Source organism: Polyangium mundeleinium, from assembly GCF_028369105.1.
Lineage (GTDB): Bacteria > Myxococcota_A > Polyangia > Polyangiales > Polyangiaceae > Polyangium > Polyangium mundeleinium.
Window position 1 is genome coordinate 1074542 of record NZ_JAQNDO010000001.1, and the last position, 16610, is coordinate 1091151.

Consider the following 16610-nt stretch of genomic DNA (forward strand, 5'->3'; position numbering starts at 1 on the left):
AGCGAACCTCTTGCGAGCCGAACTCTGCGTCGTCGTGTCCTCATAAAGGCCAGTATACTCGCCCACCGCGGACGCAGGTTGCAGAATGCGAGGCTGCGCGATGCGTCAATGCAGGCGCAGCGTGCCGCTCGTCCTCGCCTCACCCCTGTCGCCGCGAGAAGAAGTGCGGCCGAAATGACGTGTGGGGCGCGGGATCGTAGAGGAAGCGCACCGCCCAGGTCCCGTAGTCGTCACCGCCGATCGCGAGGCCCAGCTCGATCTCGGAATGACCGGGACGCCGGTGACGGGGGACGGCGACGACGAGCGACTGAACGGACCAGCGGCCCGTGAAGCCGTGCTCCTCGGGCTTGATGAACTTGCGAATGTACGCGTCGGCCACGCGCTCGAAGTCGCCGAGCTTCGGCAAAATCAGCCGGGCGATGTCCACGAGGCGTTCGTACGGGGCGTCCTCGTCGCCGTCGATCAGGACCTCGACCTCACGACGATCCGGGGGCCACGCGCACGCCCATCGGTCCCCGGGAGGGACGTTGTCGAGCATGGTGGCGTCGAGCGCAGCCGTCTCGGGGCCCGCCTGGATGCTGTCGATCATCGGAAAGGGTAGACACGCGCAAGGAGCGCATATTCGTGATCGCTCCAGGTTGTCTTTCCCATCTCATGCACCTGCTCGCGCGCGTCCAGGTGTTCCAGCAGCAATCGGAGCGTGCCGCGCGCGTCCACGCTCGCCGCCCACACGGTGTCGTCCCCCGCGTGGCCGAAACGATCCGCCCAGCGCTGTTCGCCCTCGGGACCAATGCCCACGACAAACCCATCCGCTGGCGGCGTACTGCCCCCGGGCTGCTCCACGTGATAAGCTTCGCTTTCGAGCACGTGATCGCCGAAGCGCATGGGGCCGGTGAACGCCCCGGTCGCAATCAACCCGCCGCGCCTATCACCGCCGAGATGCGTCACGCGATCACGTCCCGGCCCACCAAAGCGCTGCGCCCATCGCTCGACGCCGGGGGGCGCGAGCCGCACCACGATGGCGTCCTCCCCAGATCGCCCGAGCGGCGGCCAATCACGTCCTGCCAAGTGTACCGGCCCTCGAATTTGGCCCCCGACCACGACGTCACCTCCGGCCAAGGGGGTGATCGCATCGAGGTCGAGCTCGGCGGGCCCGCTATGCCAGCTCCAGCGGTCTTCGCCTTGCGTCGAGATAGCGACGACGGAGGCGCCCACGGGACGCCGCTCCCACACGAGCCTCCCCGTGGACGCGACGACGTCGCCCGTGGGCGTCAGGGCAATGCCGGCCATGCGCACGCCGGTGTCTACACATGCGCGCGCCCACACGAGCGAACCGTCCGGTCGGAAACGTGCAATGAGGCCGCTGCCGCTGCCGTTTGGATCATCGAAGGTGAGATCCTCGATCGTCATCCGCCCCTGAAAGCCACCGGCGACGTAAGCATCGCCGGACGGATCGACGACGACCGCGTCGAGCGAGGCGAAGAACGAGGCCGGAAACGTGCGCGACCACAACACGCGCCCATTGCTCGTGATCTTGGCGATGAAGGCGCTCGACCCTTCGCCCACCTGGCCGAGCCATGCGACCTCCGCGCCGTCGCCCTTGGGGCGCCGCGCGATACCCACCGCGATTGTATTGCCTTCAGGATCGAATGCAACAGCACGGGCGGATGCGCCGCGGGCGTCGAGGCGAAAGACGCGGGTGCCACGGGCGTCGAAGCGTGACAGAAAGTCGGTGTCCGCACCGCCGACGAGCGCGTCGCCGTCGCCCGTCACGGCGAGGCTCCAGGCTCCGCTCGAGTTGACCCGCGATGCGACGACGGTCGACCATACCGACGAGCGGTCGGCAAAACGAGCCGTTGCCTTCATCCAGAATCGATCCGGCATGAGCTCGCAGATGCCCGTGCCGGAGCACGCGCCGGCCCAGCCCACGAACGTCGAGCGCTCGTCGGGAACCGGCGTCAAGCGAAGCGCGATCCCTTTGCCCCAGTGATCGAGACACTCGACCCCGCAACCGTCCGGCAGCTTCTCGACGACGACACGGCCACTTCCGAGCCCGGACATTGCGATGCTCGGCTGCCAGGTCTGCGGCTCGGGTCCGAGCCCGAGCGCGCGCGCGTTGCAGCCCCCGAGCGCGGCGGACAACGTGGCAACGGTCACGACCTTGCGCATTCGCTTCGTCATGGGAGCCCCACCGCGTTCATCCTGCTTACCGCGTCTCGACGGCGGGCTCAAGCGGCTTCAATCGAATGAAAGCTCCGAAAGCAGGTACGCGATCGCCTCGGTCTCGTCGACGAACACGGGCGCCCGGCTCCTCTCGCGCGTCATCCGCGCGGCCTGGAGCTTGCCCGTGGCGCTCGCGACGAGGACGGCCGCACGGGCGAACCCCGAAAGGAGCCGCGCGCCAGCCTCGTGGATGCGCCGCTCCATGTCGCGATCGATGACCATGGGCGCGTCCCGCGAGTCGAACAGCAGGACGAATTGGGCGCGCATGAGCGGCGGGAAGAACCGGTCGAAAAATGCGAGGACGTCGGACATGGCCCCATCGTCGAGGGGGACGTCGGTCCGGCGGATTCGCACGAGCTTCCCGCCGGCTTCTCGCATGAGCACGAACTGGCTCGACCGGAAGACCTCGCCTTCCGCGAGCTTCCCTTTGCTGGTGCTGCTCGCCATGACGAACCTTTCTATCGCATACGAAGGCGGGTCGGAGCAAGGACAGAAGCGGCGACAATTTGCCCAGAAGCCCGGGTCCGCGGAGGCGGAGCGTCCGGGGCGACTACTTGCTCCGCGACGCGCCGCTCGTGGTTTTTGTTTTGGGAGTCGCGCCCCGTACACCGGCAAGGAGGTCATCGCGCATGCGTTTCACGGTTTCGACGAGGGCCTTCAGCTTGGGCTGCTCCTGCATGCGCGCGGGAAAGTAGAGGCAGAACCCCGGACCGGGAGTCACAAAGGGTTCGAGCACGCGCTCGAGCCGGCCCTCGGCGACGGCGTCGGCGATCGCCTCGTCGGGCACGTACGCGAGCCCCGCGCCCTCGAGCGCCAGCGCGACCATGAGGCCGATGTCATTGACGACGACGGTGCCGGGAACGTCGATCGTCATCGGCTTGCCCTGCCGTTCGAGCTCCCACCGATAGACGACGCCGGTCGTGATCATGCGCTGGCGGATGGCGTGATGGCGGAGCAGTTCTTCGGGTTTGCGCGGCCGCCCCGCCCGCGCGAGGTAGCTCGGCGCGCCGACGATCGACCACGCGGACTGCTTCGTCATGGGTACGCGCACCATGTCCTTCTCGATCGCGTCCCCGAGCCGGATTCCCGCGTCGAAGCCGGATGCCACGAGGTCGATGAAGGCGTCATCGAGGCAGATCTCGACGGAGAGCTCCGGGTATTGCTCGCCCATTCGCGTGACGAGCGGCGGGAGCAGCCAAGCTCCGCTCGTGCGCGGCGCGGTGATGCGCAGCCGCCCCGAGGGGCGACCACGGTAGTCGCCGAGCGCGGCGAGCGCGTCCTCGACTTCCGTGAGCGCGGGCTTCAGGCGCGCGAAGAGGTTCGCCCCCGCCTCGGTCAGCGAGACACGCCTCGTCGTGCGCTGGAAAAGCACGACGCCGAGGCGTTGTTCGAGCAGCTTGATCTTCTGGCTCATCGCCGTCGGCGACACCCCCATGCCGGCGGCGGCCGCCGTGAAACTCTTGTGGTTTGCCACCGCGAGAAACGCAGGGAGCCCGTCGAATGTGCCGTCCATGGGCGGATTATGAACCAGAACTTCAAGACCCATCAACCGTTGGCCTGATTTTCTTCACGATCGATCGGAGCTAGCTTCATCCTCGTCGAAAGGAGCTCATCATGGAGACGAAGCAAACGAAGCGGGTCTGGTTCATCACGGGGGCGTCGCGAGGGATCGGCGCGGAGATCACGAGCGCCGCGCTGGCAGCGGGGGACTACGTCGTCGCGACCGCGCGCGATCCGAGGCATATCGCCGAGCGCTTCGGGAACGCGGAGGGCCTGCTGCCCGTCGCGCTCGACGTGACGAACGAGAGCTCGGTCGCGGCCGCTGTCGAGGCGGCGCTCGCGCGCTTCGGTAGGATCGACGTGCTCGTGAACAACGCGGGCTACGGCGTGATCGGCGCGGTCGAGGAGACGTCCGCGGAGGATGTGCGGCGGCTCTACGAGACGAACGTCTTCGGGCTCCTCGCGGTCACCCGCGCCGTGCTCCCGCTGCTCAGGAAGCAGTGATCGGGGCACATCCTCAATCTGTCCTCGGTCGGCGGCTACCGGTCCGGCGCCGGCTTCGGCGTCTATTGCTCCACCAAGTTCGCCGTCGAAGGGATCTCGGAGGCATTGCACGCCGAGCTCGCGCCTCTCGGCATCGCCGTTACGATCCTGGAGCCGGGATACTTCCGGACGGAGTTCCTGGAGGCGAAGTCGGTGGTCGAAACGAATAACGTCATCGCCGATTACGCCGATACGGCGGGCAAGGTTCGTGCGGTCGCCAAATCGGTGAGCCTTCAGCAGCCGGGCGATCCGGCGCGTCTCGCGCGCGTGGTGATCGAGCTCTCCCGCGCGGACAATCCCCCGCTTCGGCTGCCGCTCGGCAGTGACACCGTCGCGGCCATCGAGGCGAAGAACGCCCTCGTGTCGAAGGAGCTCGACGCGTGGCGCGCCGTCGCGATTTCGACCGACTTCCCGCGCTGAGTCGAATGCCGTGGCGCCTGGGGGCCGAGAGCCTCCCACGTTGGCTACGGCAAACCGCGCGGCGATGATCCTTCATTTGCAGACTTGCTTGCCATTCTGGCAGGTGCCCGAGCAGCACGCCGCGTCGTCCGAGCAGCTCTCGCCGGCGGCCCTGCAGATGTCGACGCTGCCGTCTTCATCGACGCTGCCGCTTCCAGCGACATTGCTGATGCCCATGAGGGCGTTGAGCGCGGCCTTCGCCTGCACGAGGCCATATCCAAACGACGAATCGCGGCCCGCCGTGCCGAGGTCCAGTGCCGTCGCGTTGATCGCATTGCGGATCGCGGCGTTCGTCGCCGTCGGCTTCTGGCTCCAGATCAGCGCCGCGACGGCCGACACGTGCGGCGTCGCCATCGACGTGCCGTTCCACCACTCGTAACCCCCGCCCGGCACGAGCCGCGCCGTGTTCAGCGTGGCGCTTGCGCCCATCGAATTCGCGACGAGGGCCTGGCCATCCTCCATCCGCAGGCTGATGGCCGGGATCGTGCTCGTGACGCCCGCGCCGAGCGTGCCCGAGAAGAAGCCAGCGGCGTTGTTGTAGATGATCGCGCCGACGCCGCCTCCGCTCCGCACGTTGTCGACCTTGGCCGCGAGGCCTGTCACGCCGCGCTGGCAAAGCACGATCTTGCCCTCCCAAGCGCCGACGTTGTCGCACAGGCCGCCATGGACGAGCGCGCCCTTGACGGTCTTTTGCGCCGCGCCTTCGATGAGCCCGCCCGAATCGACGTTCGAGCCTACCGCGACGCTCGGTGTCGCCCATGGAACGGTCGAGAGCACCTCCACGCCCGGCGCGGCGATCTCGACGTCGGCATTGCGTTGCGAGAAGCCGGCGAGCGCCTTATTTCTGTCGATGGCTGCCACCGACATGACCGAAGTATATCCGGCCGGATAAGTCGTCGACGTATTGCCCCCATTGCCCGCGGCCGCGATCGAGAGGACACCGTCGTTGTAGGCGGCCTGGAAGGCGATGTCTTCGAAGAAGCTTCTCACGGTGCCGCCGAGGCTCATGCTGACGATCTTCGCCCCGGCCGCCCTACACCTGCCGAGCGCGTTGATGAGCGTCGACGAGTACGCCCACGAGCAATTGTTGCCAAAGACGCGCACGATATAAAGCGATACGTTGTCCGGCGCGACGCCGACGACGCCCTGCGTGTTATTGACCGCGGCGATCGTGCCGGCGACGTGTGTGCCGTGGCCGCAGCCGTCCTCGTTCCAGGGCAGGTTTCCATTGTAGCCCGAGACGGGTACGCCCTGGAGATCGGGGTGCCCGGTATAAAGACCGGAGTCGATGATGCAGATCTTCGTGCGACCGTCGTCCAGGCCCGCCAAGGCCGGATCCGACGCTTGCACCATCCCGATGCCATAAGGCGGCCATTGCGTGAGGAGCTCACGTCGCGGGTCGACCTCGACGTACTCGATGTTCGGGTTCTTTGCGAGGGCTTGAACGGCCGCGTCGGGGAGCTTGGCGGCGATGACGCCGTGCTCGGGGAGCTCGAGCTCGAGCTTCCCACCCGCCGCGGCGAGCACATTGCCTCGCTTTGAAAAATCCTTGAACTTGAGGATGTACCGTCCATCCGGGGAGAGGGCGGCCGGGGCGGTCCCGACGTCTTCCGCGTGATCGTCCGTGCCGGTGCCGCAGGCCGCGAGGCCCGACGAAACGAGCACGAGAATGAATCGATGTCCAAGCCTGTGCATCATATGGGTTCCTTCCCGGATGGACGAGCGCCCGACGTCCCGATCGATTCACGATCGACGACGCGCACGCCGAAGCCGCCCCCCAGCGCCGGGGACTTTGCTCCGCGAATGGGGCTGTTGCAAAGATCCCATTTTCCGAGAGTGGCGACCGTCGTCGTGTTTTACGGGGTACCCAGCCTCGCGTCCCCAGCGATGGGTCGAGCGCGTGCGGGACGATTCAGACGAGGGTCCGCACTTCCCGCAAGGGAGTGGCAGCAACCCCGAGGAGCCATGGCGGGCGTGGGAGGACGGAGGCGGCGCGTTACGTGGAGCTCGTCATGGCAACCGCCACGAGCGGCAGGTACGTACGTTCTGCGCGGAATCATCCAGGAGGAGCGCGGCGAGCGTGGCTCGGACCTCATCAGCGAGCGCGCGCACGTGCCAGGGCGGCCGGGCTTGCTTGCACGTGCGCGGTTTTGCTACGCATCGGCCCATGACACCGGAAGAGTTGCTGGCCGAGGCTTTCGAGCGGGTCAAGGCATGGATGGCGAACCATGGCGCGGAGCTTTTGGTCCAGAACCTCGCGCCCGGCGCGAGCGCGGAACGATTGAGGGACGCCGAGGCGGAGCTCGGGTTTTCGCTGGGGTGTGAGCTGCGTGCTTTGTGGTCGCTCCACGATGGACAACACGAGGAGATGAACGGTTTCGTCGAAGCTTTCGACCTCCTCACGATCGAAGGAGCGCTCTCCGGAAGGGACTCCGTCATGTACGCGCTCGCGTTCCTGCGCGAAAACCCTCGGACCGTGCCGGAATCGGGACTCACGCAGGACGAGCTCTTTTCGGATGCTTGGCTCCCTTTTGCCGGCCGCGACGCCGATGGGCTCGTCGTGAACACGGTGAGCGGGCGCGTATTCGAGATTCTCCACGATGATTCGCCTCCCCTTCGCATGCACGCGGCTTCGCTCGTGGCCTGGGCGACCGAGTACGCGTCTCGCGTCGTCGCGGATGACTACCGCGTGGAGGAAGGATTCGGCGACTACTATCTCGAGCTTCGCGACCGAGAAGCAGAGCGCAGACACGAGGAGCGGAGTCGATTCGAACGGGAAGAACGGCAGCGCAAGGCGAAGATGTCGGTGAAAGAGCTGCTGGAGGAAGCTGTCTCGCGAAACAGAGAAGACGCGGCGCAGGAGGTGTTGGAGCGAGCGGAGCAGACGTCGCAGGCAGCGCTTGCCGAAGCCGTCGCGTTGCTCTTCGCCACGGGCGCGTCGCCGGCGTTCCTCGCAGGCACGTTGCGCCCCATGTTGAACAGGCTCACGTTGTCCGCGGCGGAGTGGAAGATCGTCGCAGAAGGCGGCGCTCGCATGGGCAACGACGCCATCCGCGACATTGCCCTCGCGCGGAGCCGGACCGCCGCTTCGAGCTGACGTCCTCGCCCTCGTCGAGTTGAACCAGCGTCGATGTGAGCCATTGCAATGCGCTTTCGCTCAGGGCCGCGCATCGGCAAAGGTCGTTGACAGGATGTGCGTATCTGCCCTACCAACATGGAGATGGATCACCTCAACATCGCGATCCTGGGCGACACGCACGGTCACCTGACGCTCGCCTACCGAGTGTTGAAGCGCTGGCAGGCGGAGGAAGCGCAGCGGATCGATCTCATCTTGCAGGTCGGAGACTTCGGGGCCTTTCCACCGCCCTATCGATTGGACAAGGCCACCAAGCGCTTCGCGGAGAGCGATCCGGACGAGCTGGGCTTCACCGCATACTTTCACGGTGAGCCCGAGGCCGAGGAGATCTTGGGCCTCGACGCGTCGGAGCACCGCAGGATCGACGCGGACATGATTTTCATTCGTGGCAATCACGACGATTTTTCATACCTGTGCGGGCTGGAGGGCACGGAGGAGGGGCCGGTGCCCGTGGATGCTTTCGAGAAAATACATTACCTCAAGAGCGGTGTGCCATTCACGTACGAGAAGAACGGGCATTCGTTACGGATCGCCGGCCTGGGAGGGATCGCGGACGAAGACGGCGACCCGGTCAGGTTGGACGGCGGGGAGTGCTACACGAGGCAAGACATCAAGCGGCTTTTCGCCTTGAAAGAGAGGTTTGACGTATTTTTGTCGCATGAGCCGCCGCTCGACGCTGCGGTCGCCATCCACCCCAAGTATGCGGGCGCCGGGTCCCCAGCCGTTCGGGAATTCATCCAGAATTTTCAGCCAGCGTATCACTTCTGCGGGCACTACCATGAAGCGGGCCAGGACATCTCGTTCTGCACGACCACCAAGAGCTACCACTTGAACGCGGTGGGCTTCTGGCGCCCGCACCGGTTGAATCCTGGGTGTATCGGTATCTTGCAATGGCAGGGGGAGCGCGCGCTCGGAATGTCGTTCTTGGACGCTCCCTGGCTCAAAGAGTACACGAAGAGCACCTATCGATACCTTTGAGCGACGATCGCTCTTGCCTCGAAGCGTGTTCCGAGGTTCGCGCGCCTCCGCTCTCGTAGGCGCGAACCCCATGTGCGGCATCACGCCGCCTCCGTCTCCACCCTGAACTCCACGTCGCGCAAGACGAGCGCGCAGTCCGCGCCTCGTGTGCAGCACGCCTCGAGGACGTTTGGCGGTGCCGAATCCTGTGTCGTAGTACACGGTTCTGTTGCCAATGTTCCATCTTCATCGTAAAATTCTACATCGAAGCCCGAAATCTCGTCGCGAGCGACGCCGCCGCCTTGACAGTTGATAATGGTTCTCATTATCATTTTCACCAAGATCGCAGGTCGTATGCGGTTGGGCGTAGGGTCACGTGGCCCGCCCACGCTGCGTCGCCTCGCGCCCCGGCGCCTCCTGGAGTCTTTTCGTGGCTGATTCCTCCATAACAAAGCATGAGCGACATCTGCTTTGGCTGCTGGCTGCCGTGCAGTTCACGCACACCCTCGATTTCATGATCCTGATGCCGCTCGGGCCGGAGCTCATCCAGCGTTTCGGCATCTCGGCGGCGGGGTTCGGGGCGATGGTGTCGGCCTATACGCTGGCCTCGGCGATCATGGGTCTTCTCGGCGTGCTCTGGCTGGATCGGTGGGATCGCAAGCACGCATTTTTGCTTCTTTATGTGGGGTTCGTCGCGGCCACGATTTCGTGCGGCGTTGCACCCAGCGCGACGTGGTTGCTTTTTTCGAGGACCGCGGCGGGCGCTTGCGCAGGCCTGTTGAGCGCCGTCGTCATGGCCATTCTCGCCGATTGTGTGCCGGCCGAGCGCCGCGGTCGCGCCATTGGTACCGTGATGTCGTCCTACGGCCTCTCGGCGGTGGGCGGCGTGCCGCTGGGGCTTTCGATCGCCAGTCAATGGGGCTGGCGCGCGCCCTTTTGGGCCATCAGCGCGCTCGCCGGCGCCCTGTGGCTCCTCGCCTGGCGAATCCTGCCCCGCGTCGATCGTCACCTCGCCACGGCGCGCGAAAAGGGCACAAGCGCTGCCGCCCCGACCCTCTCGGCGCCAGGGCTCGCGCTGGGCTGGGGGCTCACGTTCAGCGTGGTCTTTGCAGGCTTTTTGCTGATTCCATATCTGAGCACGTTCATGGTCGGCAATCTAGGGCTCCGCCTCTCGGACCTGTCCTGGGTGTATCTATGCGGCGGCGCGGCCACGCTCTTCAGCTCGCGCTGGATTGGCCACCTCGCCGACCGTCACGGTCCGCCCCGGGTGCTGGGCACGTTGCTCGTCGCCACTTTGTGTCCCTATCTTCTGTTCACGCACCTGACGCCCTCGCCAAAGGCCATCGTGGCCGCCATCTTTGTCCTTTTCATGACGCTGGTATCGGGACGGGCCATTCCGACGATCGCGCTCGTCACGTCGCGGGTCCCGCCCGCGCTGCGCGGTCGTTATCTCGCGGTCAATATGGCGGCGAGCGACGGCGCCTCCGGCCTCGCCGCGTGGACGAGCGGTCTCTTTCTCACGACGACGCCGGACGGGGCGCTGGTCGGCTTTGGCCACATGGGTTTTCTCGCGGTGAGCGTCTCGCTCCTCGCGCTCTGCATTCTCTGGGTGCTCGGGCGCAGCCCCGTTCCGCAGCGCGCCGCGCACACCTGATCCGGAAGCCTTCGATGATGCACGAAATCGCCATGGGCACGCCGGCGAGGATCTCCTCGGACAACGAGGTCGCCGTGGAGCCTCCGCCCGGGGAGCGCGCGCTCGCGCGCACGCGCCCCTCTTCACGCGTGGGCGGCTGGAGCCCCACGTCCTGGAAGTCAAAGCCCGACCCGCAAGCGGTGCGGTACGACGATCCCGCCGCGGTCGAGCGCGTGGTGGCGCGGATCGAGGCGCTGCCGCCGCTCGTGAGCTCGTGGGAGGTGGAGCGATTGCGATTGCTCATCGCGGACGCCCAGCTCGGCCGGCGTTTCCTGCTCCAGGGCGGTGATTGCGCCGAGACCACGCGTGATTGTCGCGCGGACACGATCGTCAACAAGCTCGAGATCCTGCTCAAGATGTCGCTCGTGCTCATCGTCGGCGGCCGGAAGCCCGTGGTGCGCGTGGGGCGTTTCGCCGGGCAATACGCCAAGCCACGCTCGCGGCCGACCGAGGTCCGTGGCGGGGTCGAGCTTCCGAGTTATTTCGGCGATCTCGTGAACGGGCCCGAATTCACGCCCGAGGCGCGGCGCCCGGATCCGGAGCGGATGCTCTCTTGTTACCAGCACTCCGCGATGACGCTCAATTTCGTGCGGTCGTTCTCGGCTGGCGGGCTCTCGGATCTCAAGCGCCCGGAGTGCTGGGACCTCTCGTTCTCCGAGCGTGAGGACCTGCCCATGTCCGTGCGCGAGAGCTTCCAGGCGACGACGCGGCAGCTCGGCGACGCGCTCGGTTGCATGGACGCGCTCGGCGGCGTGGGAAACGAGCTTTCCCGCGTCGAGTTCTTCACGTCCCACGAAGGGCTCAATCTCCATTACGAATCCGCGCAGACCCGCACCGCGCCGTATCAGGACGAGCATTACGATCTGACCACGCACATGCCGTGGCTCGGCGAGCGCACGCGAGCGCTCGACGGCGCGCACGTCGAGTTCCTCCGGGGCATCAGCAATCCGATCGGCATCAAGCTCGGGCCGACGGTCTCGCCGGTCGACGTTCTGCGTCTGCTCGACACGCTGAACCCGCGCGAGATCCCCGGGCGCATCGTGCTCATCACGCGCATGGGCGCGGACCGCGTCGAGGATACGCTGCCGCCCCTGCTCGAGGTCGTGAAGCGCGCGGGCCGACGCGTGCTCTGGATTTGCGATCCCATGCACGGCAACACGATCACCACGAGCTCGGGCATCAAGACACGCGAGTTCGGGTCGATCATGCGCGAGATCGAGCAGACGTACGACGCGCACGACGCCTGCGGGACCCACCTCGGCGGCGTTCATTTCGAGCTCACGGGGGACGACGTCACCGAATGCATCGGCGGCGGCGTGCGCGAGGAGGATCTCACGCGCGCCTACGAAACCCTTTGCGATCCACGATTGAACCAGGCGCAGGCGCTGGAGCTCTCGTATTGCATCGCGCGCCGGATGCGGGCGAGCCTGTAGCCCGTGCGTTTTTGATCATGACCCCGTCCAAGATTGCAAGGAGAGTCGATTCATGACATCGATTCCGGCGTCCGAGGCCCCCTTTGCCCCAGCGCCCAGCGGTACAGGGCTCCTCGGAGAGTACGACATCGAATCGTCGTTCTATTTTTCGTCGAAGGTCCGCACGATCCTCGGGCGGGGCGTGGGCGAGATCATCGCACGGCCGGGTAGATCGGCGCCTGCAGAAGCGTTTGCTGAGCGCGTTGCCACCGTGCTCGCGGGGCTGGAGAGAGCCGGGCACGACCGCCCCATGGCGGTCGGCGCGCTCCCCTTCGCGGCGAATTCCCCCGCCCACCTCTTCGTGCCGACAGCCATTCGGAGCGCCGGGCCCGTGGACGCGGCGTCGATATCGCCTCGTCCCTCGTCGCCGGTCTCCGTGGATGGGATGCGTATGTCGCCCGAGCGGGACGTGTATCTGCGAGGGGTCGAGCGCGCCCTCGACGCGATACGCGACGACGAGCTGTCGAAGGTGGTCCTTTCCCGGATGCTGGAGTTGCGTTTGTCGCAGCCGGTCGAGCTCCATCCGCTGCTCGAGCGGTTGTCGAAGCGGAACGCAAGTGGGTATACGTTCGCGGTCAGGCTCCCCGAGGGGCGCGGCTCGGGTGCAACGTATCCGCGGACCTTGATCGGAGCGAGCCCGGAGCTTTTGGTGTCGCGATCCGGAAAAGCTGTATTTGCCAATCCGCTTGCCGGGTCCGCGCCACGGAGCCCGGATCCCGAGGAAGATCAACGGCGGGCGAACGCGCTGCTTGCATCCGAGAAGGATCGGCGCGAGCACGCGGTCGTCATCGAAGCCATCGCGGACGCGCTTCAGCCGTTCTGCCGGAGTTTGTCCGTCCCGTCGAGCCCGTCGCTCGTGCACACGGAGGCCATGTGGCACCTCGCGACCCCGATCACGGGGGAACTCGCGGATCTTTCGACCTCATCGCTGCGGCTCGCCATGGCCTTGCACCCGACGCCCGCGGTGTGTGGATATCCGACGGCACGCGCGCGCGCCGCCATCGAGGCGATCGAGCCGTTCGATCGCGGCTTGTTCACGGGTCTCGTGGGGTATTGTGACGCGTCGGGCGACGGTGAATGGGCGGTGACCATTCGCTGCGCCGATATCAGCAGCGACACGATTCGCGTGTACGCCGGGGCCGGCCTCGTCGCTGGATCGGCGCCCGAACGCGAGCGTGCCGAGATTTCGGCCAAGATGCGCACTGTCCTGACCGCGCTTGGCCTGGGTTCCTTGCCGGAGGATCTCTGATGCGCGCCGATGCATCCCCCGAGACGCAGCCGATCGAGGGGTTCACGCCGTGGCCTGCCGAATTCGCCGAGCGTTACCGGAAAGCCGGCTACTGGCTCGGAGAGACCTTCGGTGAATGGCTCCGCGCGCGGGCCGAACGGTTCGGCGATCGGACCGCGGTCGTCGGCGAAAAGCGCCGCTTGAGGTATCGCGAGCTCGACGCGCGAGCCTCGCAGCTTGCCGCAGGTCTCCTCGGCCTGGGCATTCGCCCGAGGGATCGCGTCGTGGTGCAGCTCCCGAACGTCGTGGAGTTTTTCGAGGTCTGCTTCGCCTTGTTTCGGCTCGGCGCGTTGCCCGTGCTCGCCCTGCCTGCGCATCGACGGTCCGAGATCTCGTACTTTTGCCAATTCACAGAGGCCGTCGCTTACGTCATCGCCGACAAGGACGGTGGATTCGATTATCGCACGCTCGCCGGGGAGATCCGGGCCGAGGCGCCGACCGTGAAGCACGTCCTCGTCGCGGGCGAACCAGGGCCGTTCACCGCGCTGGAGAGCCTATACGGCGAGCCCGCGCCGCTCCCGGAGACCGCGCCTGGAGACGTCGCATTTTTTCAACTTTCGGGCGGCAGCACCGGGGTGCCCAAGCTGATCCCCCGAACGCACGACGATTACCTCTACAGCGTCCGGGCGAGCGCGGAGATCTGCGCGCTCGATGCAGACAGCGTTTTTCTCGCGGCGTTGCCTGCGGCGCACAACTTCACGCTGAGCTCGCCCGGGAGCCTGGGCGTGCTCGATGCTGGAGGCCGCGTCGTCCTCAGCCGGCGCCCGAGCCCGGACGAGGCATTCCTCTGGATCGAAAAAGAGCGCGTCACAGTGACCGCCGTCGTGCCGCCTCTCTGCGCGGTGTGGCTCGAAGCCGCGCGCAATACCCGGTACGATCTTTCGAGCCTCCGCTTGTTGCAAGTGGGCGGCTCCAAGCTGAGCGCGGAAGTCGCGCGCCGCGTGCGAGGCACCTTTGGCTGCACGTTGCAGCAGGTGTTCGGAATGGCCGAGGGGCTCGTCAACTACACCCGTTTCGACGACCCCGAGGACGTCATCATCGAGACGCAGGGTCGGCCCATTTCCCCGGACGACGAGGTCCGGGTCGTCGACGACGACGACCGTGACGTCGAGGTCGGGGAGGTAGGGCACCTGCTCACGCGGGGCCCTTATACGATCCGCGGGTACTACAAGGCCGCCGCCCACAACGAGAAGGCATTCACGCGCGACGGCTTTTATCGCACGGGGGACCTCGTGCGGCGAACGGCCTCGGGGCATCTCGTCGTGGAGGGACGGGCGAAGGATCAGATCAACCGCGGCGGCGAGAAGATCGCGGCCGAGGAGATCGAAAATCACGTCCTCGCCCATCCGGCGGTGCGCGACGCGGCGCTCGTGGCCATGCCCGATGCATTCCTCGGCGAGCGCTCGTGCGTGTTCGTCGTGCCGCGGGAGCAGCCGCCCGCCGCTCGTGAGCTCACCGCATTCCTGCGGGCGCGCGGCCTCGCGCCCTACAAGATCCCCGACCGCATCGAGCTCATCGATGACCTTCCCAAGACGAGCGTGGGGAAGGTGGACAAAAAGGCGCTCCGCCGATGGATCGCCGACAAGATCGCCCCGAAGGGCCAGTGACGATTCGGAGAACATCGACCATGGGAATCCCCAGCATCCAGCCGTATTTCATGCCGCGGAAGGACGAGCTTCCGAAGAACCGGATGTCGTGGACGCTCGATTCGGACCGCGCCGTCCTCCTCATCCACGACATGCAGCAGTACTTTATCGATTATTATGACACCCAGGCTTCGCCGGTCGTCGAGCTGCTGGAGAACATCCGGCAGGTGCGCGAGCGGTGCCGGGCGCTCGGGATTCCGGTCGTGTATACGATGCAGCCGTCGGAGCAGACGGCCGAGGAGCGTGGCCTCCTCCTGGATTTCTGGGGCCCCGGGTTGACGGCGCACCCGCACAAGCATCCCATCGTGAACGTGCTCTCGCCGGAGGACAAGGACACTGTCCTCAAGAAATGGCGCTACAGCGCATTTCAGCGCACCCAGCTCCTCGACCTCATGCGCGGATGGCGCCGTGATCAGCTCATCATTTGCGGTGTGTACGCGCACATCGGCTGCATGTTGACCGCAGGCGAGGCCTTCATGAACGACGTGCAGCCGTTTTTCGTGGCTGACGCGACGTCCGATTTCACGCGGAATTGGCACGAGATGGCCATGACGTACGTGGCGCAGCGGTGCGGCGTCGTGCTCTCGACCCGCGACGTGATGGATGCGTTCGAGGAGGGCTCGCCGAAGGACGCGCCGTTCGACATCGAGCGCTTGCGCAGCGAGATCGCCGACCTCTTGGAGCGGCCCGCCTCCGAGATCCTGAACGGCGATTCTCTCCTCGACCTGGGCCTCGACTCCATCCGCCTCATGACGCTCGTCGAGCGGCTCCGGAATACAGGCATCGAGATTTCGTTCGTGGAGCTCGCCGAGCGAGCGACGCTCGAAGAGTGGTGGGACATGCTCTCGCCGCGAATGCAACACGCCCGCTGGCCTCGACCGGAAGGGCAGGAGGCGCATGGCGCTCACGGGTAAAACCGCGCTCGTGACGGGCGCGGCGCAGGGCATCGGGGAGGCGGTCGTGCGAGCGCTCGCCACCCGCGGCGCGAAGGTGGCCGCGGTGGATTCGAACGCGGAGCGCCTCGGCGAAGTGATCGCCGAAATGCAGGCGAGCGGCCAGCACGTGGAGGCGTTCCCCGCGGATGTCACGAAGAGCGAGGCGGTCGACGCTGCGGTGGACCGGATCGAGCGCGAGCTCGGCCCCATCGATTTTCTCGTCAATGTCGCGGGCGTGCTCCACGTGGGTCCTATCGACGCGCTGCGTGACGAGGACTGGGAGCGGACCTTCGCGGTCAATGCCCGTGGTGTGTTTTACCTCTGCCGGGCCGTGGCCAGGCACATGGTGCCGCGCGGCTCCGGGGCCATCGTGACCGTCGGATCCAACGCCGCGCGGACGCCGCGCATGCACATGTCCGCGTATGCGGCGTCGAAGGCCGCGGTCGCCATGTTCACCCAATGCCTCGGCCTCGAGCTCGCGAAGCACGGCATCCGCTGCAACGTGGTTTCACCCGGATCGACGGATACGCCGATGCAGCGATCGTTGTGGAAGGACGGGAGCGGGGCGCAGGCCGTGATCGACGGCGCGCCCGCGGCGTTCAAGGTAGGGATTCCCCTGCAAAGGATCGCCGAGCCCAGCGACGTCGCGGACGCGGTGTTGTTTCTGCTCTCGGATCAGGCGCGGCACATCACCATGCACGATCTCTGCGTCGACGGCGGCGCCACGCTGGGGGGGTGACGCCACCGTCGCGCCGTGT

Annotated in this window: 13 protein-coding genes and 1 pseudogene; 9 read left to right on the top strand and 5 right to left on the bottom strand. The window is 66.3% G+C overall.

All coding sequences use genetic code 11. The features are described 5' to 3' along the window. Window positions 1-139: 139 nt before the first annotated feature. The 4 genes from POL67_RS04535 to POL67_RS04550 all read right to left on the bottom strand — a co-directional run bounded on the left by POL67_RS04535 (window position 140) and on the right by POL67_RS04550 (window position 3736). Window positions 140-589 carry a hypothetical protein gene (locus POL67_RS04535; protein WP_271915801.1) on the bottom strand — a complete coding sequence of 150 codons (450 nt, stop codon included), beginning with the start codon at window positions 587-589 and terminating at the stop codon, window positions 140-142. Further along, complete coding sequence (locus POL67_RS04540; protein ID WP_271915802.1) at window positions 586-2181, bottom strand: hypothetical protein; 1596 nt, start codon at window positions 2179-2181, stop codon at window positions 586-588. The genes POL67_RS04535 and POL67_RS04540 overlap by 4 nt, the downstream gene beginning before the upstream one ends. A 57-nt stretch (window positions 2182-2238) precedes the next feature. Further along, entirely contained in the window at window positions 2239-2670 is a 432-nt protein-coding gene (locus POL67_RS04545; RefSeq protein WP_271915803.1) for a hypothetical protein, read from the bottom strand. A gap of 103 nt (window positions 2671-2773) precedes the next feature. Then, a complete protein-coding gene (locus POL67_RS04550; RefSeq protein WP_271915804.1) occupies window positions 2774-3736 on the bottom strand; it encodes a LysR substrate-binding domain-containing protein in 963 nt (320 codons plus the stop codon). Window positions 3737-3837: 101 nt separating this feature from the next. Here POL67_RS04550 and POL67_RS04555 point away from each other — a divergent pair. After that, window positions 3838-4686: pseudogene (locus POL67_RS04555) on the top strand (oxidoreductase). 72 nt (window positions 4687-4758) lie between these two features. Here the strand turns inward: POL67_RS04555 and POL67_RS04560 are convergent. Continuing rightward, complete coding sequence (locus POL67_RS04560) at window positions 4759-6423, bottom strand: S8 family serine peptidase (protein WP_271915805.1); 1665 nt, start codon at window positions 6421-6423, stop codon at window positions 4759-4761. A gap of 469 nt (window positions 6424-6892) precedes the next feature. Here POL67_RS04560 and POL67_RS04565 point away from each other — a divergent pair, with 469 nt between their 5' ends. The 8 genes from POL67_RS04565 to POL67_RS04600 all read left to right on the top strand — a co-directional run bounded on the left by POL67_RS04565 (window position 6893) and on the right by POL67_RS04600 (window position 16591). Continuing rightward, complete coding sequence (locus POL67_RS04565; protein WP_271915806.1) at window positions 6893-7822, top strand: SMI1/KNR4 family protein; 930 nt, start codon at window positions 6893-6895, stop codon at window positions 7820-7822. 123 nt (window positions 7823-7945) lie between these two features. Continuing rightward, window positions 7946-8839 carry a metallophosphoesterase family protein gene (locus POL67_RS04570; RefSeq protein WP_271915807.1) on the top strand — a complete coding sequence of 298 codons (894 nt, stop codon included), beginning with the start codon at window positions 7946-7948 and terminating at the stop codon, window positions 8837-8839. Window positions 8840-9248: 409 nt separating this feature from the next. Next, entirely contained in the window at window positions 9249-10472 is a 1224-nt protein-coding gene (gene mxcK / locus POL67_RS04575) for a myxochelin export MFS transporter MxcK (RefSeq protein ID WP_271915808.1), read from the top strand. A gap of 14 nt (window positions 10473-10486) precedes the next feature. After that, window positions 10487-11944 carry a 3-deoxy-7-phosphoheptulonate synthase class II gene (locus tag POL67_RS04580; protein ID WP_271915809.1) on the top strand — a complete coding sequence of 486 codons (1458 nt, stop codon included), beginning with the start codon at window positions 10487-10489 and terminating at the stop codon, window positions 11942-11944. 52 nt (window positions 11945-11996) lie between these two features. Beyond that, window positions 11997-13232 (top strand): isochorismate synthase DhbC, encoded by a 1236-nt coding sequence (gene dhbC / locus POL67_RS04585; protein WP_271915810.1) that lies wholly within the window; start codon window positions 11997-11999, stop codon window positions 13230-13232. Beyond that, window positions 13232-14878: a (2,3-dihydroxybenzoyl)adenylate synthase gene (locus POL67_RS04590; RefSeq protein ID WP_271915811.1), complete on the top strand. Its 1647-nt coding sequence runs from the start codon at window positions 13232-13234 to the stop codon at window positions 14876-14878. Before dhbC ends, POL67_RS04590 begins: the two co-directional genes overlap by 1 nt. Window positions 14879-14898: 20 nt before the next feature. Continuing rightward, the gene (locus POL67_RS04595) at window positions 14899-15831 is read left to right on the top strand and encodes an isochorismatase family protein (RefSeq protein WP_271915812.1); all 933 of its coding nucleotides are present in this window, start codon (window positions 14899-14901) and stop codon (window positions 15829-15831) included. Then, window positions 15815-16591, top strand: coding sequence for a 2,3-dihydro-2,3-dihydroxybenzoate dehydrogenase (locus tag POL67_RS04600; protein WP_271915813.1), 777 nt, complete (start codon window positions 15815-15817; stop codon window positions 16589-16591). Before POL67_RS04595 ends, POL67_RS04600 begins: the two co-directional genes overlap by 17 nt. Window positions 16592-16610: the final 19 nt, after the last annotated feature.

Bases quoted from the DNA above. Each gene is read 5' to 3' on its own strand.
- POL67_RS04595 (WP_271915812.1), top strand. From the start codon at position 14,899: ATGGGAATCCCCAGCATCCAGCCGTATTTCATGCCGCGGAAGGACGAG.
- POL67_RS04550 (WP_271915804.1), bottom strand. From the start codon at position 3,736: ATGGACGGCACATTCGACGGGCTCCCTGCGTTTCTCGCGGTGGCAAAC.
- POL67_RS04565 (WP_271915806.1), top strand. From the start codon at position 6,893: ATGACACCGGAAGAGTTGCTGGCCGAGGCTTTCGAGCGGGTCAAGGCA.
- POL67_RS04580 (WP_271915809.1), top strand. From the start codon at position 10,487: ATGATGCACGAAATCGCCATGGGCACGCCGGCGAGGATCTCCTCGGAC.
- POL67_RS04545 (WP_271915803.1), bottom strand. From the start codon at position 2,670: ATGGCGAGCAGCACCAGCAAAGGGAAGCTCGCGGAAGGCGAGGTCTTC.
- POL67_RS04600 (WP_271915813.1), top strand. From the start codon at position 15,815: ATGGCGCTCACGGGTAAAACCGCGCTCGTGACGGGCGCGGCGCAGGGC.
- POL67_RS04560 (WP_271915805.1), bottom strand. From the start codon at position 6,423: ATGATGCACAGGCTTGGACATCGATTCATTCTCGTGCTCGTTTCGTCG.
- POL67_RS04570 (WP_271915807.1), top strand. From the start codon at position 7,946: ATGGATCACCTCAACATCGCGATCCTGGGCGACACGCACGGTCACCTG.
- POL67_RS04535 (WP_271915801.1), bottom strand. From the start codon at position 589: ATGATCGACAGCATCCAGGCGGGCCCCGAGACGGCTGCGCTCGACGCC.
- POL67_RS04590 (WP_271915811.1), top strand. From the start codon at position 13,232: ATGCGCGCCGATGCATCCCCCGAGACGCAGCCGATCGAGGGGTTCACG.
- POL67_RS04540 (WP_271915802.1), bottom strand. From the start codon at position 2,181: ATGACGAAGCGAATGCGCAAGGTCGTGACCGTTGCCACGTTGTCCGCC.
- dhbC (WP_271915810.1), top strand. From the start codon at position 11,997: ATGACATCGATTCCGGCGTCCGAGGCCCCCTTTGCCCCAGCGCCCAGC.